The organism is Streptomyces sp. NPDC047072, assembly GCF_040643855.1.
Taxonomy (GTDB): Bacteria; Actinomycetota; Actinomycetes; order Streptomycetales; family Streptomycetaceae; genus Streptomyces.
Genome location: NZ_JBEYVC010000059.1, coordinates 1 through 21,100, shown reverse-complemented (window position 1 = coordinate 21,100; position 21,100 = coordinate 1). Strand labels below are relative to the sequence as shown.

At 71.5% G+C, this 21,100-nt stretch carries 25 protein-coding genes and 1 pseudogene; 12 read left to right on the top strand and 14 right to left on the bottom strand.

Going from position 1 to position 21,100, the window contains the following annotated elements:
- Window positions 1–89: 89 nt before the first annotated feature.
- From ABZ896_RS24455 to ABZ896_RS24440, 4 genes are all read right to left on the bottom strand, one after another.
- Window positions 90–491, bottom strand: a complete 402-nt coding sequence (locus tag ABZ896_RS24455) for a peptidase (protein ID WP_360932840.1) — start codon at window positions 489–491, stop codon at window positions 90–92.
- Between the two features lie 248 nt (window positions 492–739).
- Window positions 740–1,924: a hypothetical protein gene (locus ABZ896_RS24450; protein ID WP_360932837.1), complete on the bottom strand. Its 1,185-nt coding sequence runs from the start codon at window positions 1,922–1,924 to the stop codon at window positions 740–742.
- A gap of 214 nt (window positions 1,925–2,138) precedes the next feature.
- Window positions 2,139–2,900: a maleylpyruvate isomerase family mycothiol-dependent enzyme gene (locus ABZ896_RS24445; RefSeq protein WP_360932834.1), complete on the bottom strand. Its 762-nt coding sequence runs from the start codon at window positions 2,898–2,900 to the stop codon at window positions 2,139–2,141.
- Window positions 2,901–2,993: 93 nt separating this feature from the next.
- Window positions 2,994–3,377, bottom strand: coding sequence for a nuclear transport factor 2 family protein (locus tag ABZ896_RS24440; protein ID WP_360932831.1), 384 nt, complete (start codon window positions 3,375–3,377; stop codon window positions 2,994–2,996).
- Window positions 3,378–3,500: 123 nt separating this feature from the next.
- On the opposite strand from ABZ896_RS24440, the gene ABZ896_RS24435 reads away from it, so the two are divergent.
- Entirely contained in the window at window positions 3,501–4,286 is a 786-nt protein-coding gene (locus tag ABZ896_RS24435) for a hypothetical protein (protein WP_360932828.1), read from the top strand.
- Here the strand turns inward: ABZ896_RS24435 and ABZ896_RS24430 are convergent.
- The 6 genes from ABZ896_RS24430 to ABZ896_RS24405 all read right to left on the bottom strand — a co-directional run bounded on the left by ABZ896_RS24430 (window position 4,257) and on the right by ABZ896_RS24405 (window position 9,555).
- On the bottom strand, window positions 4,257–5,318 hold the full coding sequence (locus tag ABZ896_RS24430) for a sodium-dependent transporter (protein WP_360932825.1): 1,062 nt from the start codon (window positions 5,316–5,318) through the stop codon (window positions 4,257–4,259). The genes ABZ896_RS24435 and ABZ896_RS24430 overlap by 30 nt on opposite strands.
- 261 nt (window positions 5,319–5,579) lie before the next feature.
- The gene (locus ABZ896_RS24425) at window positions 5,580–6,950 is read right to left on the bottom strand and encodes a HAMP domain-containing sensor histidine kinase (RefSeq protein ID WP_360932822.1); all 1,371 of its coding nucleotides are present in this window, start codon (window positions 6,948–6,950) and stop codon (window positions 5,580–5,582) included.
- Complete coding sequence (locus tag ABZ896_RS24420; protein ID WP_360932819.1) at window positions 6,947–7,609, bottom strand: response regulator transcription factor; 663 nt, start codon at window positions 7,607–7,609, stop codon at window positions 6,947–6,949. Before ABZ896_RS24420 ends, ABZ896_RS24425 begins: the two co-directional genes overlap by 4 nt.
- Window positions 7,563–8,288 carry a phosphatase PAP2 family protein gene (locus tag ABZ896_RS24415; RefSeq protein ID WP_360932816.1) on the bottom strand — a complete coding sequence of 242 codons (726 nt, stop codon included), beginning with the start codon at window positions 8,286–8,288 and terminating at the stop codon, window positions 7,563–7,565. The genes ABZ896_RS24420 and ABZ896_RS24415 overlap by 47 nt, the downstream gene beginning before the upstream one ends.
- Window positions 8,285–8,890: a phosphatase PAP2 family protein gene (locus ABZ896_RS24410; RefSeq protein ID WP_360932813.1), complete on the bottom strand. Its 606-nt coding sequence runs from the start codon at window positions 8,888–8,890 to the stop codon at window positions 8,285–8,287. Before ABZ896_RS24410 ends, ABZ896_RS24415 begins: the two co-directional genes overlap by 4 nt.
- Window positions 8,887–9,555: a DedA family protein gene (locus ABZ896_RS24405; protein WP_360932811.1), complete on the bottom strand. Its 669-nt coding sequence runs from the start codon at window positions 9,553–9,555 to the stop codon at window positions 8,887–8,889. The genes ABZ896_RS24410 and ABZ896_RS24405 overlap by 4 nt, the downstream gene beginning before the upstream one ends.
- Window positions 9,556–9,681: 126 nt before the next feature.
- Between ABZ896_RS24405 and ABZ896_RS24400 the strand changes: the two genes are divergently transcribed.
- Together ABZ896_RS24400 and ABZ896_RS24395 are read left to right on the top strand one after the other, a co-directional pair.
- Window positions 9,682–10,053 carry a BlaI/MecI/CopY family transcriptional regulator gene (locus tag ABZ896_RS24400; protein ID WP_360932808.1) on the top strand — a complete coding sequence of 124 codons (372 nt, stop codon included), beginning with the start codon at window positions 9,682–9,684 and terminating at the stop codon, window positions 10,051–10,053.
- Window positions 10,050–10,979, top strand: a complete 930-nt coding sequence (locus ABZ896_RS24395) for a M48 family metalloprotease (protein WP_360932805.1) — start codon at window positions 10,050–10,052, stop codon at window positions 10,977–10,979. Before ABZ896_RS24400 ends, ABZ896_RS24395 begins: the two co-directional genes overlap by 4 nt.
- A 64-nt stretch (window positions 10,980–11,043) precedes the next feature.
- On the opposite strand, the gene ABZ896_RS24390 is transcribed toward ABZ896_RS24395, so the two are convergent.
- From ABZ896_RS24390 to ABZ896_RS24380, 3 genes are all read right to left on the bottom strand, one after another.
- Window positions 11,044–11,979 carry an ion transporter gene (locus ABZ896_RS24390; protein WP_360932802.1) on the bottom strand — a complete coding sequence of 312 codons (936 nt, stop codon included), beginning with the start codon at window positions 11,977–11,979 and terminating at the stop codon, window positions 11,044–11,046.
- 148 nt (window positions 11,980–12,127) lie between these two features.
- Window positions 12,128–12,823, bottom strand: coding sequence for a response regulator transcription factor (locus ABZ896_RS24385; RefSeq protein ID WP_360932799.1), 696 nt, complete (start codon window positions 12,821–12,823; stop codon window positions 12,128–12,130).
- Window positions 12,820–14,112 (bottom strand): histidine kinase, encoded by a 1,293-nt coding sequence (locus ABZ896_RS24380; protein WP_360932796.1) that lies wholly within the window; start codon window positions 14,110–14,112, stop codon window positions 12,820–12,822. The genes ABZ896_RS24385 and ABZ896_RS24380 overlap by 4 nt, the downstream gene beginning before the upstream one ends.
- Before the next feature lie 224 nt (window positions 14,113–14,336).
- Here ABZ896_RS24380 and ABZ896_RS24375 point away from each other — a divergent pair.
- The 9 genes and pseudogenes from ABZ896_RS24375 to ABZ896_RS24335 all read left to right on the top strand — a co-directional run.
- A pseudogene (locus tag ABZ896_RS24375) lies at window positions 14,337–14,474 on the top strand (ATP-binding cassette domain-containing protein); the annotation flags it as partial.
- Between the two features lie 470 nt (window positions 14,475–14,944).
- A complete protein-coding gene (locus ABZ896_RS24370; protein WP_360932793.1) occupies window positions 14,945–15,238 on the top strand; it encodes a hypothetical protein in 294 nt (97 codons plus the stop codon).
- A 94-nt stretch (window positions 15,239–15,332) separates the two neighbouring features.
- On the top strand, window positions 15,333–15,740 hold the full coding sequence (locus tag ABZ896_RS24365; protein ID WP_360932790.1) for a Fur family transcriptional regulator: 408 nt from the start codon (window positions 15,333–15,335) through the stop codon (window positions 15,738–15,740).
- An 8-nt stretch (window positions 15,741–15,748) separates the two neighbouring features.
- Window positions 15,749–16,030, top strand: coding sequence for a hypothetical protein (locus ABZ896_RS24360; RefSeq protein ID WP_360932787.1), 282 nt, complete (start codon window positions 15,749–15,751; stop codon window positions 16,028–16,030).
- Window positions 16,027–17,040 carry a GTP-binding protein gene (locus tag ABZ896_RS24355; protein WP_360932784.1) on the top strand — a complete coding sequence of 338 codons (1,014 nt, stop codon included), beginning with the start codon at window positions 16,027–16,029 and terminating at the stop codon, window positions 17,038–17,040. Before ABZ896_RS24360 ends, ABZ896_RS24355 begins: the two co-directional genes overlap by 4 nt.
- Entirely contained in the window at window positions 17,037–18,065 is a 1,029-nt protein-coding gene (locus ABZ896_RS24350) for a hypothetical protein (protein ID WP_360932781.1), read from the top strand. The genes ABZ896_RS24355 and ABZ896_RS24350 overlap by 4 nt, the downstream gene beginning before the upstream one ends.
- Window positions 18,066–18,105: 40 nt before the next feature.
- Window positions 18,106–18,654, top strand: coding sequence for a GNAT family N-acetyltransferase (locus ABZ896_RS24345; RefSeq protein WP_360932778.1), 549 nt, complete (start codon window positions 18,106–18,108; stop codon window positions 18,652–18,654).
- An 83-nt stretch (window positions 18,655–18,737) separates the two neighbouring features.
- Complete coding sequence (locus tag ABZ896_RS24340) at window positions 18,738–20,144, top strand: MDR family MFS transporter (RefSeq protein WP_360932775.1); 1,407 nt, start codon at window positions 18,738–18,740, stop codon at window positions 20,142–20,144.
- 65 nt (window positions 20,145–20,209) lie between these two features.
- Window positions 20,210–20,827: a TetR/AcrR family transcriptional regulator gene (locus ABZ896_RS24335; protein WP_360932772.1), complete on the top strand. Its 618-nt coding sequence runs from the start codon at window positions 20,210–20,212 to the stop codon at window positions 20,825–20,827.
- Window positions 20,828–20,898: 71 nt separating this feature from the next.
- On the opposite strand, the gene ABZ896_RS24330 is transcribed toward ABZ896_RS24335, so the two are convergent.
- Window positions 20,899–21,100, bottom strand: a 202-nt coding sequence (locus ABZ896_RS24330; RefSeq protein ID WP_360932769.1) for a helix-turn-helix transcriptional regulator, incomplete at its 5' end; no start/stop codon positions are given.

Below are 21,100 nucleotides of genomic sequence, written 5' to 3'. Positions count from 1 at the left end.
ACATCCATGGCTGGAGGGAGCGGGGCTCGCTGAGAGCAACCACGGCCGGTCGGTGGACGTCAAAGCCGTCCTCCGACCGGCGGGGTCCGTCAGCCGGCGTCCTCCGTCTCCTCGGTGCCTTCCTTCTTGGTGTCGGTGACCTTGAACGACGTGTCCATGTACACCTCGATCGAGGTGCCGTCCGCCTGCTTGACCTCCACCGCGTACATGCCGGGCTTCTCCGCGTCCTCCTCGGACTTCACGACCGTGCCCGGGTACGCGGCCAGCGCGGCGGCCTCCGCCTTCTGCTTGATGTCACCGGTCAGCGGCGGCTCCTTCTTGTCGTCGGTGTCACCGTCGGCCTCACCGGCCGCCGCGGCGCCCGCGCTCTGCGCCTGGGTGTCCGCGGCACCGGAACCGGAGTCGGAGTCGGAACCACCACAGGCGACCAGCGCGAACATCAACACGGCGGCGGGAGCCGCAAGCACGACACGACCGGGCAGAGCACGCATCAGGGTCTCTCCAAACACTGGGGAATCACGGCGAGTTCGGCGGTCCGGGGAATCGGACCTCCGGGGGATGGACACGACCCTAGGAACCCGCGGTCGAGAGACAGCCCAGCAAATGGAGAGCGAGAGACCAGCAGTCCGCCAATCTTCCGCCGACCGCCCTGTCCTACACGCTGGACGCGAGTTCGCCACGCGCCAGGCTCAGTTCGAGGCGTGGCGCGGTCGGATCTGGACCGGGCGCGCCGAGCGGATTACCGCCGGGCCGCACGACGACGTACGAGCAGGACCGTGCCCGCGCCGGCGGCTACGGCCGCGGCCGCGGCGCCCGCGAGGGGCAGCGCGGGACCGGAGCCGGTGGCGGCGAGGTCACCGCCGGTAGTGGAGGCGCTCCCCGAAGATCCGGCGGCCGAGGAGCCTCCGGTGGTCCCGGATCCCCCCGCCGTCCCGCTCCCGCCGGTGGAACCCGAACCGCCCGCCGACCCACTCCCGCCCGTCGAACCGCTCCCACCCGCCGAACCGCTGCCCTCGACGTCGAGCAGGATGTCCGCCGTGTCGTTGGCTTTGTTCACGTCGTACGGGCGCGAATCGGCAGTGAGGGCCGCCGAGCCCTTGGCCCCCGCCACCACCTTGTCGATCTTCAGCTTGAAGGAGTAGGTGTTCACGTCGTCCTCCTCCACCCAGCCCTGTGCGACAAAGCACGAGTAGGTTCCGGCGGCCGGCTTCTCGCAGTGCGGTGCCTTGACCGCGGTCGTACCCAAGGGAAGCTTGATCAGGACGCGGGTCGGCACCGGAGGGCCCGGTTCCACCAGCACCCAGGCGGGGCCGGCGTTGGTGAACTTCACCTGCAGGTCGACCGTGTCTCCGACCCGGCCCTCCAGCCGCGCTCCCGACACCTGGAAGTCGGCGGTGTTCACCGCGTTCACCCGCACCCGGGCCTCGACATAGTCGTGGTCCCCAGCGCTACTGCTGCCGCTCGGCACGGAGCCGGGCCGCTCGACCAGCTTCCCCACGGGCGCGGTTCCGCGCACGGGCCTGCTGGCGCCTTCGTCGGGGCCGAAGTCGTAGGACCCGACGGCGACGTCGAGATCGTCGTACAGCGCCCGGTCGAGAGCCTTGAGGGTCAGCTTCTCGGGCGCGTAGACGACACCCGGTTTTACGGCCTGGTCGAACTCGCAGGTCATCTGGGATCTGGCCGGCAACTCGTCGTACGAACCGATGTCCCACCGTACGCAGTTGGACGGCACGTCGGCGTAATCCAACCCCTGGGTGACGGTGTACCGCAGCCAGACCTTCTCCAGCGCCTGGGAACCCTGGTTCTCGAAGGTGACCGGCGGCTCGAAGGTGCTCCCCGGCCGCACTCCGTTGATCGGCGCGATGGTCCCCAGCAGCAGCCCGGCCCCGGAAACATCGGCCGTGGCGGAGGGAGCGCTGCTCAACGTGATCAGTGCGCCGGCGCCGATGGTTCCGACGGCCCTGCGAACTGTACGGAAGCCATGACCGGATCGGAGCATGTCATTACCTCTGGGTGAAGTGACGAAGTCGGGCGGTGAGCCGAGAAGGTGGTCCCCTACGTCAGACACACGCCGACGTCGCACAGTTGTACCGGCATACGTCGCGATCGGCCGCCCGTCCGCCGACGGTATCGACGGGCTACTCCTCGGGCTCCCAGGCGATCAGCCGCTCGAACACCTGCCGGTCGCCCTCGATCTTCAGGTCGCTCATCGTGAGGCGGCCCCAGACGAAGAGGAGCAGTTGCTCGGCCGTGCCCGTGGCCGAAGCGGAGGGGGGCGCGGCGCCGTCCGGGAGGGAAGCGGGCCAGGCGCCGGTGCCGTCCAGCGTGAGGAGCCAGGAACGGCCCTCGGTGGCGTGGTAGTGGATGGTGGCGGCCTCGTGCGGCCAGGCCGCCGGGGTGGAGTTGCAGGTGTCGAGGAACTCGGCCACGCCGTCGATCGCGACGTCCACCGGCATCGGCTGCACGGTGCCTGCGGCGAGTTGGGCGTCGTAGGTGTGCACCAGCACCTCGTGCACCCGGCGCCGGGCGACGCCCCGGGCGTTCGCGGGCGACAGGCCGGCGCTCCACCACGCCCAGCACTCGCGCTCCGGGCCGGCCTCGCGCAGCGCAGTCAGCAGCAGTTCGTTCGACTCGGCGTACCAGGCCAGCAGCGCCTCGCGCTCGCGCGGCGCCTCCGCGACGTCCTTGGCCGGCGGGGCCTCGGCCGGGCCTGCGGCGACGTTCGCGGCCCACCAGCGCTGGCCCGTACCCAGGTGCTGCACCAGATCGAACACCGTCCACTCGGGGCAGGACGGCACCGGCGCGTCAAGGCTGGGTGCGGCGGCAACCGCACTCCGGAACGCGGCCGACCGCTCGTCGATCAGTCGCAGCAGGGCGGAATACTCGAGACTCTCTGTCACATCGCTTGCCTACCACCCCAGTTCAGCGGCCCGCACCCGATTTTCCAGGCCGCCGATTGCGAAGCACAACGTCCACACCGCTCCGGCCTGGGGTCAGGAGCTCAGATGTTCATGCAGCAGCCTCCAGCCGCCGTCCCGCCGCACGAGGACATTGGTGCCCCTCCCCTGGCCCGAGCGCGCTTCACCGTCCACGACACCGGTCCAGGCAAACCGATAACGGCACACCGCGATGTCCGCCGTGAGCACGGGCCACTCCAGCTCCCGGAACTCATACGTTTCGTCGAGGATCTTCGCGAACGTCCTCTCGATCGCGGACCGGATCTCGTCGATGCCCTGATAGGAGCCGTCGGTGAACCAATACGTGGCGTCCTCGGCGATGAACGGCACGACCCGCTCGATGTCATGGCTGTTGTTGGCCCGCTCGTACTCGCCCATGAACAACGCGAGTTCGGACTCCAGGGAAACCTGATGCGTCACGACGGCCATCATGCCGATCGCCGCCTGCTCCGTTCCGGCCGTTCTTCGAGAGCAACTTCTGAAGGGCTGGCGCGTGGCCGGTGTTCAGGTTGTGTTCAGGTGCCCGGTGCCAAGGTGCGGATCATGACCGCAGAGCACGTCCTCGATGACCGGCCCGTACTGACCGTTCGTCGGATGGCGAACAAGGTGTCGGAAGTGACCGTCTACTTCTGGATCATCAAGGTACTGACCACCGGCATGGGCGAGACGGCGTCGGATCTCCTCGCGAAGGTGCTCGGCCCGGTCCTCGCGGTCGCTCTCGGTGGACTCGCCCTGATCGCCTCGCTCGCCGTCCAGTTCGCGCTGCGCCGGTATGTGGCCTGGGCCTACTGGACCGCCGTCGTGATGGTCAGCGTGTTCGGCACCATGGCCGCCGACGTCCTGCACGTCGGCCTGGGCGTGCCGTACGCCGTCTCCACGCCCGCCTTCCTCGCCGTACTGACCGCGGTCTTCGCCTTCTGGTACGCCTCCGAGCGCACCCTGTCGATCCACGGCATCCGCACCCGCCGCCGCGAGACGTTCTACTGGGCCGCCGTCCTCGCCACCTTCGCCCTCGGCACCGCCGCGGGCGACCTCACCGCCACCGTCGGCTTCGGCTACCTCGGGTCGATCGTGCTCTTCGCGGTCGCCATCTGCCTGCCCGCCCTGGCCCACCGCTTCGGCGCCCTGAAGGCGGTTCCCGCCTTCTGGACGGCGTACGTCCTCACCCGCCCGCTGGGTGCGTCCCTCGCCGACTGGATGGCCGTGGGCCACACCCGTGGCGGCCTGGGCCTCGGGCTCGCGCCGGTCACTCTCGCCTGGACGGCCGCGATCGTGGCGTTCGTCGCCTACCTCGCCGTGTCACGGCGGGACACGCGCGGCGACGCCTGAGCGTCCGCGGACGACGTGGTTCGCCGCCGTCTTCTGCAGAAGCCCGTAGGCGAGGACCGGCAGCAGCAGGTGCGGCTTGTCGGGCAGCGTGCTGGTGATCAGGACCGCGCTCGCGCTGCTGTTGTTCATGCCGCAGGCGAGGGTGAGCGAGGAGGCCTCCGCGCTGTCCAGGCGAAGAAGGCGGGCGGCGCACCGGCCGAGGGTGAAGGACGCCAGGCAGACCAGGGTCGACACGGCGAGCGCCGCGATCAGCAGGAGCGGGCGGGGGTGGGCCAGGAAGGAGCTGAGTGCTCCACTGGCGTTGACGTAGGTCAACAGCAGGGAACCCACGAGAGCGGCGGGCACGACGGCGGCCAACGTCCGTGCCAGCCAGGTCCGAGGCAGGACGAGACGGCACAGGACACCGGCCGCGCAGGGCAGGACCACTCCTCCGAGGGTGGCGCCAGCACCGGCGGTGTGCGCCGCTCGGTCCAGGTGATCGGCGTACTCCCGGCCGACGAGCGGTGACAGCGCGCTCAGGGTCAGGGGGACGGCGAGGGGGCTCAGGAGGGTGGAGGCAAGGACGAGCCCGACCATGGTCGGCTGGTCGCCGTCGCCCTTGCCGGTCCAGACGGTGGCGCCCGCGGCGACCGGCATCGCCACGATCAGGATCATCGCGGTGACCAGTCCGCTGCCGCCGTCGGTGTCGGGCGTCCGGCGGAGCACGAACGCGACGGCGGGGACGACGACTAGGGGGATCGTCAGGTGCAGGGCGAGCCCGGCGAGCAAAGTCCGCGGGTGTCGTAGAAGGCCGCTCAAGCCACGGACGGGGACCTGGAGTCCGGCGGAGAAGAGGACCAGGGCGAGCAGGAGGGGCGCGCAGTGCACGGGGAGACGGGCCGTGTCCCCCAACGGCAGCGTGTGGGTCCGGCGCAGCCACAGCCCCGGACCGGGCAGGAGTACGGCGGCCCCGTAGGACAGGACGACGGCACGGCCGAGGCGGCGGCGCAGCCAGGAGGTGGGGCCGTGGTCTGCGGGCGGGGTGTGCTGCATGGCGGTCTTCCTCCATGACGACGGCGGGGGCGGGGCGGAAGACGGCTATGGCGTGCGGGACTGCGGCGGGGCGGGTGTCGGTGGTCATGGGCTCATGCTGCTTCGCCACGCGGCGGCCGACGGAAAGACTCCCTCGGCGGTCAGGATGCGTTCAGGTCGCCGGGCAGGGCCGCTGACCTGGCACGGCCCAACTACGGGGCGACGTACTCAACGAAACGTGGGGATCGCGGGCGCCTGCCGGGCCGGTGTGCAGCGGGTGGCTCATCCCGCTGGCAGAGTGACCGTGAATCTGGCTCCGGGTCTGTGGCGGGGGTCGTGGGTGACCTCCCCGCCCGCCGCTCGAGCGAGGCGGCGGGCCAGGGGCAGCCCGAGGCCCGCGCCGTCGTGGCCGTCGCGGTGATCCGCGCGGCGGCCGGGTTGGAACAGGTCGGCGGCGAACTCCTCCGGTACGCCGGGGCCGTCGTCCTCGACGTCGATGCGGACGGCGCCGGGGGCCGGGCGTGCGCGTACGGTCACCGTCGCGTCGGCGTAGCGGACGGCGTTGGCCAGCAGAGGGCTGACGATCCGTTCGAGGATGTTGACGGTGACGCCCACGGTCAGGTCCTCGGCCTCGACGCGGATCTGTCTTCCGTGCGGCGTCTCCCGCGTCTGGGTCAGTCGCCGCAGTACCGGCCCGACGTCGGCGGTGCCGGGGGCGGTCGCCGGGTCGTGCGTGCTGTCGCGGGCATCGTCGAGGAGTGTGTCGCAGATGCTGCGCATGGAGTGCGCCGCCTCGGCGATCACCTCGTGGGTGGCGCGGGTCTCGGCCGCCGTACGGGGGCGGGCGTGCCACCAGTCGAGTTCGGCGACGATCCGGGCGAGCGGGGTGCGCAGTTCGTGCGAGAGCTCACCGGTCAGCTGGCGTTCATGGCGCAGCACCGCGCGGATGCGGTCCAGGAGGGCGTCGAGGGAGGCACCGAGGCGGGCGATTTCGGCCGGGTGACGGGCCGTACCGAAGCGCTCGGCGGAGCCGACGGCGCTCCACTGGGTGGCCTGGTCGGTCATCGTACGGACGGGGCGCAGCGCGCGACCGACCGCGAGGTGGGTCAGCGCGTAGGTGCAGGCGAGCATCACGGCGTCCAGGACGAGGGAGCCCAGCAGGAGGGCGTCGGCCGAACTCCGGTAGGGGGCGAGGTCCAGGGCGGTGACGACGGTGGCGGAGACGCGGGCGCCGGCGACGACATCGGAGCACAGGCGCAGGGATCGGTGCCGCTCCCCTCGTACCGTCGTACAGATCCGCTCTCCTTTCCCAGCGAGCCGCTCGGCGGCCGTGGTCAGGGGGCTGCCGGGGACGGCGGAGGGTGGTTTCTCCAGCAGGCGGTTCCCCGCGTAGATCCACACGTTGGTGTCGAGAAGTACGTCGTTGCCGGTCTCCAGGACGCGTGCGCGCGAGCCGGTGGTGTCGACGGTCGTGGCCACCGCGGCCGCCCTGGTGTGGAGTTCGTCGTCCGCCTGCTGCCCGAGGTTGCGTTCCACCATGGTGTTGAAGACCGCCGTCAGGATCGTCATGAGCAGCGCGGCGGTGGCCACGGCCACCAGGGAGAGCCGTCCGCGCAGGGTCCGCGGGGTCAGCCGTTGCAGGACGGGTTTCATGAGAGACGATGTCCGATCCCCCGTGCGGTGCCGATCGTCAGCTCGCTGTCCGCCTCGCGCAGCTTGCGCCGCAGTCGGCTGAGGTACTGGTCCAGGGTGTTGTCGCTGACATGCGCGCCCTCGGGCCAGCCGGCCCGGACCAGGTCCCGTCGGCGTACGAGGTCCCCGCCCGCCGCACCGAGCGCGGCGAGCAGCCGGAACTCCGTCGGCGAGAGGACGACGGGGACGCCGTGCACGGTCGCGCGGTGGGCCACCGGGTCCAGGACCAGGTCACCGGCCGTGGCCGGAGGCGGGGGTCCGGCCCGTTTGAGCGCGGCGCGCAGGCGGGCGGTGAGTTCGGCGAGGTGGAAGGGCTTCGCCAGGTAGTCGTCGCCTCCGGCGGAGAAGCCGGACAGTCGGTCGGTGACGTGGTGGCGGGCGGTCAGGAAGATGACCGGCGCGTGGAATCCGCCCGCGCGGAGGGCCTGGCACACGTCGCGCCCGTCGGCGTCGGGCAGCCCGACGTCGAGGATCACTCCCGCGACGTCCGCGGCGGCCAGCCGCAGGGCGGTGGCGCCGTCGGCGGCGAGGACGGGAGCGAACTCCTCGTCGTACAGGGCGCGGCGCAGGACGTCACGCAGGGCGTGATCGTCCTCCACGACCAGGATCTTGGGGCGCATGCTGCTCCGGGGAGTGCGGGTCGGCGGGCGGGGTGAGGAGGGCGGCGGGCAGCCAGTGGGCGGCCGCGCACAGGCACAGTCCGAGCCAGCCGGCGGCGAACAGCCAGCCGCCGACCACATCGCTGAACCAGTGGACGCCGAGGTAGACACGGGTCAGTCCGACCAGCGCTCCCCAACAGCCCACGGCGACCCGCAGGGCGGTGCCGCCGCGTGGGGCGCGCAGGGTGAGCGCGACGACGAGGAGCCCCGCGGTCAGCGCCGCCGTGGTGGTGTGCCCCGAGGGGAACGACCAGCCGCTCGCGTGTGACGCCCAGTCCGTGCGCGGTGGACGGGCTCGGTGCAGGGCCTCCATCACGCCCTGGCGCAGGGCCTGTCCGCCGGCGAGGCAGACGAGAGCGAGCGCGGCCATCAGCAGTCGCTGCCGCGCGGTCCGCCCGGCCAGGACACCGGCGAGCACGACGAGCAGATAGGGAAGGGCACCGGTGCCGGTGGCGGTCACACCCCGCGCCAGGGCCAGCGTCATCTCCTGGCGGTGGCCGACGGACCAGGTGAGCAGGCCGCTGTCGCACCAGAGCGGACCACCCGCGCCGCCCACGGCGTTCATCGCGAGAACCGCGAACGCCGTCCACGCGCCGACACCGACGCTGCCGGTCAGCTCGGTGACATCCCTGCGCTTCATGACACCGCGAGCAGCGGACCGAGCCGCGTGCCGGTGAGGAGGCGTACGACGGTTCGCGCCTGCCGTCGTATGAGGGCCATCAGGCCGTAGGCGACCGCCGCGCCCACGAGCAGCCCCGCCAGCACGTCGTGCGGATAGTGGACGCCGACCCACACCCGGGAAGCCGCCATCGCGAGCGCGGCCGCCGCCGCCCACGCGCCCAGCCGACGCGAGACGAACCACAGCGCGACGGCCGAGGCCGCGGCAACGGTCGCGTGATTGCTGGGGAACGACCAGTCACCGGGCGCCGGACACGCCTCCAGTGTCTTCACGGCGAGCCCCCGGCAGGGCCGGTCCTCGCGCACGAGCAGCTTCAGTACGGCGTCCACGCCGTACGCCGCCACCACGGTCACCGGCGCGGCCAACGCGAACAGCGCGGCCGAGGCGTCCGCGCGTCTGGCCCGCCACCACCCGGCGACCATCAGCACGGCGAACACCAGCAGTCCGTACGCCGACCACACGGACACCGCGGTGTCCAGCCAGCCGGGGGCACGGCGGGTCAGCTCCACCACGTCCCGGTAGGCCGCGCCGTCGATCGAAGCCCCGCTCAGCGCAAGGATCATCCCCGTGCCTCCTTCGTTCCGCTCTGTCGGCGTCCCCGGTACAGCTCGGCGGCGAGCGGGAGCAGCGACACCAGCACGATCACCGCGACCAGCGGCAGCAGATAGCGGTCCACGTTCGGGATCGACGAACCCAGGGCGTACCCCGCGAGGGTGAGACCGACGCTCCAGACCAGGCCGCCGACCACCTGCCACAGGGTGTACACCCCCGCGGGCACGCCGAGCGCACCGGCCAGTGGATTGAGAACGGTGCGAACCACCGGCACGAATCTCGCCAGGACCACCGCCTTGGCATGTCCGTACCGGGCGAGCAGGGCTTCGGCCCGCGCGGCACCGTCGCGCAGCCGGGTGGATGGGGAGCGGGCCAGCAGGGCTCCGCCTGCCCGGCGTCCGATGAGATAGCCGCACTGGGCACCGCCGAGCGCGCCGAGGGCGGCCGCCATCAGCAACGGGCCCAGGGAAAGCTTGATTCCGTGCTCCCCCGAGCCTGTGCTGAGCAGGCCGGCCGTGAAGAGCAGGGAGTCGCCGGGCAGGAAGAAGCCGATCAGCAGGCCCGTCTCCGCGAACATCACCGCGCCCACGCCCAGCACACCGAAGGCGGCCAGCAGGGAGCGGGCATCCAGAGGGTTCACCGCGAGCTGCGCCGACAGGGCTACGGTGGCAGTCATCCGGCGATTCCCTTCGCTGTGGCCGAACAGGCGGACGGGCACCGCCTGGCACGGCGGGCCCGACCGACTACAATTCTGTAGACGGTCTACGACACTGTAGACGATCGCGGAGTGAGGAAGGTTCCCATGACCGAGGCGCGGGACGAACGGCGGTCGGCCGGCGAGCTGGAAGCGGCCGTGATGGCCGCCCTGTGGGCCGCGGGCACACCGCTCACCCCGGCCCAGGTCCAGGCGGAACTCGCCTCTGACCTGGCCCGCACCACCGTGACCACGATCCTGTCCCGGCTGCACGAGAAGGGAACGCTCGAGCGGGAGCGCCAGGGCCGCGGCTTCGCCTACCGCCCCATAGAGGACCCGCACGGCCTGACCGCCCTGCGCATGCACGGCGAACTCGACCGCGACAGCGACCGGGCGACCGTGCTGGCCCGTTTCGTCGACCGGCTCAGCCCGGACGACGAGCAGGTGCTGCGCCAGCTGCTGGAGGAAGGACCGCGATGATCGCCCTGCTGCTGGTCCCGCTCCTCCTGCCCTGGGCCGCCCCCGCGTTGGCCCGCCGCCTCCCCGCCCGCTGTTCCCCGGTCGTCGCGCTGTGGACGCTCACCGTCTCCGCCGTCCTCCTCGCCGGCGGCAGTGTGGCGGCGCTGGGCACCCTCACCCTGACCGGCCTGCTCAAGATCCCGGTCTTCGCCACGCTGGGCGAGCTGGTCCACCCCTTGCGCACGCCTTCCGAGCGGCTCATGCTCCCCCTCGCCGCGCTCGCCTCGGGGTTCCTGGCGCTGGCCGCCCTCACGCTGGGCCTGTCCCTCGTGCGCCAGGCCGCCGGTCTGCGCACCGCCCGCGCCCAGGCCGGCCGCCGGCCCGCCGCGGGCGACCTGTGCGTCATCGACTCCCCCCGCCCCGACGCCTACGCCCTCCCCGGCCGCCCGCACCGCATCGTCGTCACCACGGCCATGCTGCGCAGCCTGGACGCCTCCGAACGCGAGGCGCTCTTCGCCCACGAACGCGCCCACAACGCCGGGGGCCACCACTACTTCCTGGCCGCGGCCGAGCTGAGCGCCCACTGTCATCCGGCCCTGCGCCCGGTCCGCGAGGCCATCCGGCTCGCCGCCGAACGCGCCGCGGACGAGGCGGCGGCCGGGGCGGTCGGCGACCGACGCCTCACCGCCCGCGCCATCGCCCGGGCCGCGCTGGCGACGACCGCGCGGGACACCGCCCGGCCCGTAGTCACCCCGGGCGCGACCACCGGACCGGTACCCCAACGCGTGGCCGCCCTCGTGGCTCCCGCCAGGCCCGCCCCGCGCGCGGTCCCGGGGCTCGCCGCGCTCCTGACCGCCTGCGCCGTACTCTCCTGCGCCACGGCGGCGACCGGGGCGTTCCGCGTCCACGAGGACATCGAGATCGCCCAGGGAGAGACGGGCGGCTGAGCCGGACGCCCTTCAGCTTTTTCCGGTCGTCTTCGGCGTGCCGCCCCGGACAGTGCGCCCGCCCTTATCCGCTTCCTCTGCTTGTCGAGGCGGCGGACACGGCTTGCCTCGTGTGGGGCGGTGTGGCGTGCGCGAGGTCGCGTTCGAGGGCGTCCAGGGCCAGGCGCGCCGCTGTTATCCGCTCCCGCAGTCGGTCCTGGTCTTCCCGGGAGACCGCCGTGTGCGGCGGCGGTGTTGTTTCGTCCGCTTTCTCGCTCTCCCGGGCCTCGTCGAGGGAGGTGATGACCACTCCGATGAGGACGTTGACCAGGACGAAGGACGCGAGCAGGACGTAGGAGGCGTAGTAGACGAGGCTCCAGCGGGAGACCTCCAGGCCGGCGTGGACCGCGTCTCCGATGCCGTCGAGGGTCATCAGGAGGAAGAGGGTGAGGACGGCGCGGCCGAGAGAGCCGTAGTGCGCCGGGTCGTGGCGGGCGAAGAAGACCCAGCCGACCATCGCGTACACGTACAGCAGGAGCGCGCCGACGAGCAGGAAGCTCAGCGTGCCGGGCAGGCTGCGCGCGACGGCCGCCAGCACGATCCTCAGCTGGGGCAGGAAACGGGCCGTGCGCAGGACCCGGGCGAGCCGCAGCAGCCGTAGCACCGTGGTGTTCTCACGTACGACGGGCAGGAACGCGCACAGGACCACGGCGAGGTCGAAGAGGTTCCAGGGGTCCTTGAAGAAGCCCGGCGGACGGTCGGCGTGCGCGCCCAGGCGGAGGAGGATCTCGGCGGTGAACACGGCCAGGCAGGTGTGCTCGGCCAGGCGTAACCAGGCGTGCCACTCTGCGGCGAGTCCGGAGTAGGTCTCCAGGCCCAGCAGCGCCGCGTTGAGGAGGATCACGGCGAAGACGCCGAGGGCGAACCACCGTGCCTCCGTGACACCGCGGCACCGGCGGGCCAGTTCAAGACGTACGGACCGGGGCTCGATGTCGCTCGTCTGGTCGTGCTGCTCCGGCATGGTGACGCCTTGACTCCTTGTCACGCGTAGACGCCTTCGACCAACTCGGCGCGAAAGCAGGCTCGTTGAGTGATGACTTCCTCGACGATACTTCTACAGCACTGTAGTTGCTGCGCGCCGCCAGTTTGCCGTACCGGCCGAGGCCGCCTCAGGAGCGGCGTCGGTCCGCCGCCCTGACCAGTCCGCTCTCGTAGGCGAGGACCACCGCCTGGACGCGGTCGCGGAGTTGGAGTTTGGCGAGGATGCGGGAGACGTGGGTCTTGACGGTCGTCTCGGACAGGTGGAGGCGGTCGGCGAGTTCGGTGTTGCTCAGTCCCTGGGCGAGCAGGCGCAGGACTTCGAGTTCGCGTGGGGTCAGAAGGGCCAGGCCGGGGTGCGGGTCGGTGGGACCGTCGCTCTCCGCTGCGCGGGCCGGGGCGGCGTGGCGTTCGACGAGGCGGCGGGTGATGGCCGGGGCGAGGAGGGCGTCGCCGGTGCGGACGAGACGGACCGCGGCCACGAGGTGTTCGGGCGTGACGTCTTTGAGGAGGAAGCCGCTGGCTCCCGCGGCCAGGGCGTCGTAGACGAGTTCGTCGAGGTCGAACGTGGTCAGGATGATCACGCGGGGTTCGCCGGGGGCGCCGGTGAGGATGCGGCGGGTGGCTTCGAGGCCGTCGAGTTCGGGCATCCGGATGTCCATCAGGACGACGTCGGGTGCGGTGCGCCGTACCGCTTCGACGGCCTGGGCGCCGTCGGCCGCCTCGGCGACGACGTCGATGCCGTCGGAGGCGAGGATCATACGGAAGCCGGTGCGGACGAGGGTCTGGTCGTCGGCGACCACCACACGGAGCGGGGCGTCGGTCACGTCGTCTCCGTCTCCGGGGCAGGCAGGGGGATCCGGGCCAGGACACGGTAACCGCCGTCCGGGGTGGGGCCGGTGCGCAGGGTGCCGCCGTAGACGGCGAGGCGTTCCCGCAGACCGAGCAGGCCGTGTCCGTCGCCGGCGGCGGAGGCGGTCGGGGCGCCGCCGGTATCCGTGATCTCGACGTGCAGGTCCGTGGGGCCGTGGGCGATGGTCACCGAGACGGCGGCTCCGGCCGCGTGCTTCACGGTGTTGGTGAGGGCCTCCTGCACCACGCGGTACACGGCCAGACCGGTCCCCGGCGGAACGTCGCGGGGCGTGCCCTTCACCGTCAGGTCGACGGCCGCTCCGGAGTCCCGCACCCCGCGCACCAGCGCCTCCACCTGAGCGAGACCCGGCTGCGGTACGAGTCTGCCGACGGCGTCCCCGTCGGCGTCCTCGGCGTTCATCGTGAGCAGGCCCATCGCGTGCCGCAGCTCCGTCATGGCCGCCCGGCCGCCGGCCTCCACCGCGAGCATAGCCTCGCGAGCCTGCGCCGGGGCCGCGTCCAGGACCCTGCGGGCGGCTCCGGCCTGGATGACCATCATGCTGACGTTGTGGGTGACCACGTCGTGCAGCTCGCGGGCGATCCGGGCCCGTTCCTGCTCGGCGGCGCGGCGCAGCTCCTCGTCCCTGCGCCGCTCCAACTCGGCCATCCGCGCCTGACGTTCACCCGCACGCAGGCGCCAGGTGCGCATGCCGTACGCCACCACGGCCAGGGGGACCAGGATGAGGTACGGCACGTACTCGGCCGGGATGTCGGGCAGTTCCGGGTTGCGGGCCGGGAGGCTGATCACCAGCAGGACCGCGGGGACGCTCGCCAGGGCCGGCACCGGGTACGGGCTGTGCACGACGGCGCCGTACGTGGCGATCACGCAGACGTAGAACATGGTCCGCGCCAGGCTGTCCGGGGCCAGGAGGGAGGCTGCCGCGACGATCCACAGGACGGTCAGCGGGAACCGGCGGCGCAGGGCGAGCGGCACGGTCGCCATGAGCATCGGCCCGACCGCGCCGACCCATGTGGCCGCTCCCTCCGGTCTGGCCTGCCGCACCCCGTCGACGAGCACATAGGTGGTGCCCGTCCCGACGCTGAGTGCGTCATCGACGCCGACGACGACAGCGACCGCGGCGAGCAGCGCGTCGAGGACCAGGTCGCGTCCGGACAGGCGGGGCAACGCACCGCTCGGACGCGTCAGCGCCGCCCAACCGGCTCGCAGCCGCTCTCCTGCCGGTATCGCCGACGAATTGCTCACTCGGTCATTGTCACCGGCCGCCTCGCCTGCCCCATCCTCCCGAGGAACCGTCCTCGCAAGCCGCCTGTACATCGCTCGTCTACATCGTGCGAAGGACGCGGGACCGCGGTCCTTCGTCCGCAGGAGCGCAGACAGCTCGGGCGCCGGACGCGCACGGTACCGTCCAGTTCGTAGCGTCCGGCGGGCCGACCGCACGGGTCGGTCCCTCAAAGAGAGGCCAGCGCGTGACAGCCGTACTCACAGCCCGATCGCTGGGCAGGAAATACCGCGAACGCTGGGCCCTGTCGGACTGCACCCTCGATATCCCCGCGGGACGGGTGGTGGGTCTGATCGGCCCCGACGGGGCGGGGAAATCCACCGTCCCGGCAAGGGCAGCCACCTAGGCCGCGAGCGCCATGTTCCAGGTCGCCGTGCCCCTGTGGAACCGACCGCATCCGGCGTGCCCTTCCACCGTCACCGCCCCCTTCGGGCCGGGCACGATGGCCGATATGCGGCTCGTCTCCGTGCCCCAGGTCGACATCGGCCGGCCTGACATCTGATTCGTCGCCGAACAGACCCTCGACGCCTCCGGCCGCGCATCTCCCGGCGTCGTACGCCGACTGTGACGCACCCCCCGCCTGTCTCACCGCTCTCGCGAAGGCCGGCTACCACCAGAAGGTCACCTACCAACCCGCCGAGAACTTCTGGACCCTCCAGTGGGCCGAGACCGGCGTCTACGCCGTCCTCGCCGCCGCCGTGGGCGTCTTCTGCATCTGGTGGTGCCGTCGCCGGGTCGCCTGACGAAGGTGTCCGCCGACAACGGCTCACAGCCCAACTCGCCAAGCACAGCCACGTGTTGCACCAGGACGTCGGCCGCCTGCATCGTCCTGACCTACGCAAGCACGCGCCGGGCACCACAGCCACCATCCGCATCCGCGAGCAGGACGGGACCGCCCACGCCACCGCCACCAACACCGCCGCGGGCCGCCCCGCGCTCCCCCCGCCCGGCCCCCACCACGGTCTCGTCGACCTGCGCCAGCGTGCGGACCCCCTCGGGGGGTGTCTGACGGCCAGTCCAACCGCCGACGGCGGCTACGAGCTCAGGGTTCAACCGCCGACCGATCGAGGGGACTCCCCCTCGACGTGACACATGAGCCAACATTCATATGGACATGGATGTCATTTTCATCTAGCGTTTCCGGAGTCAGCGCTCCGACACCTGGGCTGGAGGTGAATCCGGTGTGAGCGCCTCCTCCATCCGGCAACGCCCCACCCGGCAGCGAGTGGCCCTCCTGACGGCACTCGCCCGCTGCCACGACTTCGTCTCCGCACAGGACCTGCATGCCCGCATGGTCGAGAGCGGGACCCCGATCGGCCTGACCACTGTCTACCGCGCCCTGTGCGACCTGGAAGCCGCGGGCGAGGTCGACGTCGCCCAGGCCGGCGCCGACGAGCGGCTCTACCGGTGGCGGCCCGACGGCAGGCACCGCCACTACCTGATCTGCCGCGCCTGCGGCCTCAGTCGGCCGGTGGACGCCGAGGTCGTCGAGGAGTGGGCGGGCCGGATCGCCGTCGACTCCGGATTCGCCGGGGTGGAACACGTCGTCGAACTCACCGGCGTCTGCGCCGACTGCCAACCCACCGACTGAGGAGAACCATGCCCCCGGGATTCGGGCCGAGCACACCCACCCCCCACCTGCGGGAGCTGAAGGAGACCGTGCGCACGCTGCTCGGCCTCGACGACGACACCGCCGTCGTGATCCGCCGACTCGCCTGCACCGAACCGGGCTGCCCGCCCCTGGAAACGGTCGTCGCCGTCCTCCCCATGAACGGCCCGGCCCGCCGCTGGACCCTGCACCAGCCGGCCGACGAGATCACCGAGGACGACCTCAGGGCCGCCCTGCTCACCACCGCACCCGAAGGAGCCCCCTCCGCATGAGCGCCCCCGCCCCGGTGGACGGCCGCGTCCCCGTCACCGTCCTGACCGGCTTCCTCGGCTCCGGCAAGACCACTCTCCTCAACCGCGTCCTCACCGAGAACCACGGTCTCAAGATCGCGGTCATCGAGAACGAGTTCGGCGAGATCGGCATCGACGACGCGCTCGTCCTCGACGCCGAAGAAGAGATCTTCGAGATGAACAACGGCTGCATCTGCTGCACCGTCCGAGGAGACCTCATCCGCATCCTGGGCGCCCTGATGCGCCGCCGCGAGAGGTTCGACCGCATCCTCATCGAGACCACCGGCCTCGCGGACCCCGCCCCGGTCGCCCAGACCTTCTTCATGGACGACGAGATCGCCGCGCATCTGCGCCTGGACGCCATCGTCACCCTCGTCGACGCCGCGCACGTCCTCCAGCACCTCGACGAGGTCAAGCCCGAGGGCGTGGAGAACGAGGCCGTCGAGCAGATCGCCTTCGCCGACCGGGTCGTCCTCAACAAGACCGACCTCGCGGACGAGGCCACCCTCGCCGAGGTCGAGTCCCGGATCCGCGCCATCAACGCGCCCGTACAGATCCTCCGAGCCCGCAACGCCGCGATCGACCTGCAGCAGATCCTCGACGTCGGCGCCTTCGACCTCGACCGCGTCCTCAAGGACGACCCGGCCTTCCTCACCGAGACCGAGCACCAGCACGACACGACCGTCACCTCCGTCGGCATCGAGATCGACGGCGAGGTCGACGACCGACGTCTCAACGCCTGGCTGGGCACTCTGCTGCGCACGAAGGGCGCGGACATCTTCCGCTCCAAGGGCATCCTCGCGATCGCCGGCTCCAGCAGGCAGTACGTCTTCCAGGGCGTCCACATGCTGCTCATGGGCGAGCAGGGCGCCCAGTGGCGGACCGACGAACCGCGCCGCAACCGGCTGGTCTTCATCGGCCGCAACCTCGACCGCGCCGAGCTGGAGCGCGGCTTCGCCGACTGCCTGGTCACGGCGGGAGTCGCCGCGTGAGCGTCATCTCCCCTGAGGTCGCGGCCGGTTGGGAGGTGTACGTCGATGACGCGCCGGTTTCCCTGAGCGCCCGCGGCGACCTCGTGGCCGTCGCCGGAGCTGGAGGATCGGTGCGGATGCTGGACGCGGCCATGGGCGCCGAGATAGGGGCACTTGAGCTTCCTGGGGGTGCCCTGAGGGCCGAACTCTCTTCCACCGCGGCGAACTTGGCCGTCACCGGCCCGACGGCGTACGCGCTGTGGCGCCGCACGGACGAACGCACCCTCGTCCGCGAGTCCGGCGCCTGGGCCTCCTCCGCGACCTGGACCGAGGGGGAACGGGTCGCCGTCGCCTCCGGGCGGTGCGCGGTCGTATTCGACGCGGACGGCGGCGAGTTGTGGCGTACGGCGGCGGCCGCGTCCACCGTCACCGACCTGGCCTGGCTGCGCCAGGGGCGCCGACTGACGGTGGCCGCGTACGGAGCCGTGCACGGCCACGAGAAACACACCGCCCAGCCCGTGGTGACGTACCCCTACGTCGGATCGCACCTCGCTCTCGCCGTCGCCTCGACCGGCAAGTGGATCTGCAGCGGCAACCAGGACGCCTCCATCCACATCTGGCGTACCCGGGACGGCAGTGAACTGACCATGTCCGGCTACCCGGAGAAGGTCTCCCGCCTCGCCTTCGACGACACCGGCCGCTGGCTCGCCGCCGACGGCGCGGCCGACGTGACGGTGTGGGACTTCTCCGGCCAGGGCCCGGCAGGGACGGCGCCACGCCAACTGCGGTGCCACGAAAGGATCACCGCGCTCGCCTGGCGGCCCGGGCCCGCCGGGCACCTGGCCAGTGGCGGCCACGACGGCACGGTCGCACTCTGGTACGCCACCGCCGGACAGCCCGGCAACCGGCTGCGGCCGGTCCGTGTACTGGACGAAGTGACCTCGCCCGTCGCCGCGTTGGCCTGGGCCGGACCGCACCTCCTGATCACCGCGCACCGCGACGGACGCGTCCGCGCCTACGGCCTGCCGTCACGGACAGCGTTGTGAACGGAACGTTCGGCCAGAGCAGCACTGTTAGCGTGCGCGGATGGAAGATCTGGGATCCGTGACCTGGCCTCCGCCGCCGATACGCACCGAGCGGCTCGTGCTCCGTGGCTCCGAGGCCCGTGACCGTGAGGCGTTCATCGAGTTGCTCGCGTCGCCGGAGGTACACACCTATCTCGGCGGCCCCCGTGCACGCGACGAGCTCGAGCGCGAGACGCCCACCGTGCCCGAGCAGTGGCCCGGAAGCTTCGTCGTCGACCTCGACGGGGCGATGATCGGTCACATCCTGCTCAGGAGGGCGACGGGCCACAGCCGCCCGGCCGCCGCGGGGAAGGCCGATCTCGGGTACCTGTTCCTTCCGCAGGCATGGGGATGCGGGTACGCCTTCGAGGCGTGTACCGCGGCACTCGGCTGGCTCGCCGACGCGCTTCCCGGCGAGCCGGTGGTCCTCACCACCCAGACCGCCAACGCCGGCTCGATGCGGCTCGCGGCGAAGCTGGGGTTCACCGAGGTGGAACGGTTCGAGGCCTGGGACAGCGAACAGTGGCTCGGCCTGCGCTCTCCGCGCCCTTCGGACAACCCGGTGCCGTAACCGGAGACACGACCCCCGACGATAGATACGCTGAGTCTCTAATTTAGAGACTCAGCGTTTCCTATCTCAGGGGGAATCGGCCCATGCTCCGTACCCGCCCCGGGGACCGTCTCGATCCCGCACTCCTCAAACTGGCCGGCGTGCTCGTGATCGGCGGCCTGGCACCCCTGCTCGACACCACAATCGTCAACGTCGCCCTCGACGGCCTGAGCCGGCAGCTCCACACCACGGTCACCACCGTGCAATGGGTCAGCACCGGCTACCTGCTCGCCTTCGCCATGTCGGTCCCGGCGACCGGATGGGCGGCGGACCGGTTCGGCGCCAAGCGGGTCTGGACGTGGTCGCTGACCCTGTTCCTGCTCACCTCGGCCGCGGCCGGGGCGGCCTGGAACATCCAGAGCCTCATCGCCCTCCGCGTGATCCAGGGCATCGCGGGCGGGTTCATGCAACCCGTGCTCCAGACCATGCTCGTCCGCGCCGCCGGGCCTCGCCGTCTCGGCCGCGTCCTGACCCTGGTCACCCTCGCCGCCGTGATCGCGCCGATCCTCGGCCCGGTGATCGGCGGCCTCATCCTCAGCAACACCAGCTGGCGCTGGATCTTCTACGTCAACGTCCCCCTCTGCCTGATCGCGCTGCTCCTCGCCTGGCGCCACCTGCCCGCCCAGGAACCACGCACCACCAAGCGGCTGGACGTCACGGGGATCGTCCTGCTCTCCCCCGCACTTGCCGGCATCGTCTACGGCCTCACCGAAGTGGGCCGCTACGGCGGCTTCGGCACGACCCGAGCCACCGCGCCGCTCGTCGCCGGACTGGTCCTCCTGACCGTCTTCCTGCTCTACGGCGCACGCAGGCAGAACGCCGTCCTGGACCTGCGCCTGTTCCGAGTCCGCTCGTTCTCGATGAGCGCGATCCTGCTGTTCCTCGCCGGCTTCTCCCTCTACGGCGCGATCCTGCTGCTCCCGCTCTACTACCAACAGGTGCGCGGAGACTCGGCGTTGACGGCCGGTCTGCTGCTCGCTCCCCAAGGGCTCGGCGCGCTGCTGACCCGTTGGGCGGGCAGCCTCACCGACCGGATCGGAGCCAAGCCGATCATCCTGTCCGGCCTGCTGCTCGCCCTGGCGGGCACCGTCGCCTGCACCCGGGTCGGGACCGGCACCGGCCAGTGGTACCTGGGTGCGGCCCTGGTCGTACGGGGCGCCGGGCTCGGCGCGGCGACCGTGGCCATCGTGACCGGCGCCTACGCCGACCTCACTCAGGCCGACGTCCCGAACGCGACCACGATGATCCGCATCATGCAGCAGCTCGGCGGCTCGTTCGGTACGGCCGCGCTTGTGGTGATCCTGGAACACGCGACGAAGGGCAGCGGACTCGCCGACCGCGCGGCAGGGTTCGCCACGACGTTCTGGTGGGTGACGGGTTTCAGCGTCCTGGCACTGCTCCCGGCACTCCTGCTGCCATCCCGCGAGCGGGTCCCCGGCGACGCGAGGTGACCCGCCCGAGCGGCATCTGGATACCGTACGGTCCAACGGACAGCGAGGTCGCAGAAGGAGCACCCATGGCCACGCCGAACGCGGACGCCGACAGCACGCCCTCCCCCACCGGCCGGCCGAAGACCTCCCGGCGACGCGGCGCGGCGCTGGAGGCGGCGATCCTCAAGGCGGCCTGGGACGAGGTGAACGCCGTCGGCATGGCGGGGCTGACCATGGAGGGTATCGCGGACCGGGCGGGCACCAGCAAGGCCGTGCTCTACCGGCGGTGGCCGAACCGGGTGGCCCTCGTCGTCGCCGCCATCCGCGAGGAGGGCTCCTTCACCGACGAGGCCCCCGACACCGGGTCGCTGCGCGAGGACGTCCTGGTGCTCCTGCGTCACATGTCGGGGCGGTTCGAGGGCGCCGAGCGCGAGATCGTCCTGGGTCTGCTCGCCGAGTATTTCCGCAGCCCCGAGGTGGCGGACCATCTGCGGGGCCAGTTCTTCGGCGCCGAGACCATGATGTCCGTCCTCGAGCGCGCCGAGGAGCGCGGCGAGGTGCGGCTCGACCGCGTCACACCCCGCATCGCCTCGCTCCCGGTCGACCTGGTCCGCCACGAACTCCTCCGCACGCAGGCCGCCGTACCCGAGGAGACGCTGGCGCAGATCGTCGACGACGTATTCCTGCCACTCCTGCACCGCTGAGGAGCACCGACGGAATGAGCTGCTACGTGATCACGATGCCGCTCATTCCTTTTCTGCGGGCTGTGATGCTCTCAGGGCTGGGGGGTGGTGTAGGGATCTGACAGGGTGCCTTCGAGTACGTCGCGGAGTTGCGAGCGGGCGGTGATGCCCAGCTTGGGGAAGACCCGGTAGAGGTGGGAGCCGACCGTGCGCGGTGAGAGGAACAGTTTTTCCCCGATCTCACGGTTCGTCAGACCCCGGGCAGCAGATGCGCCGCGAGGGCTTCGAGCTGAC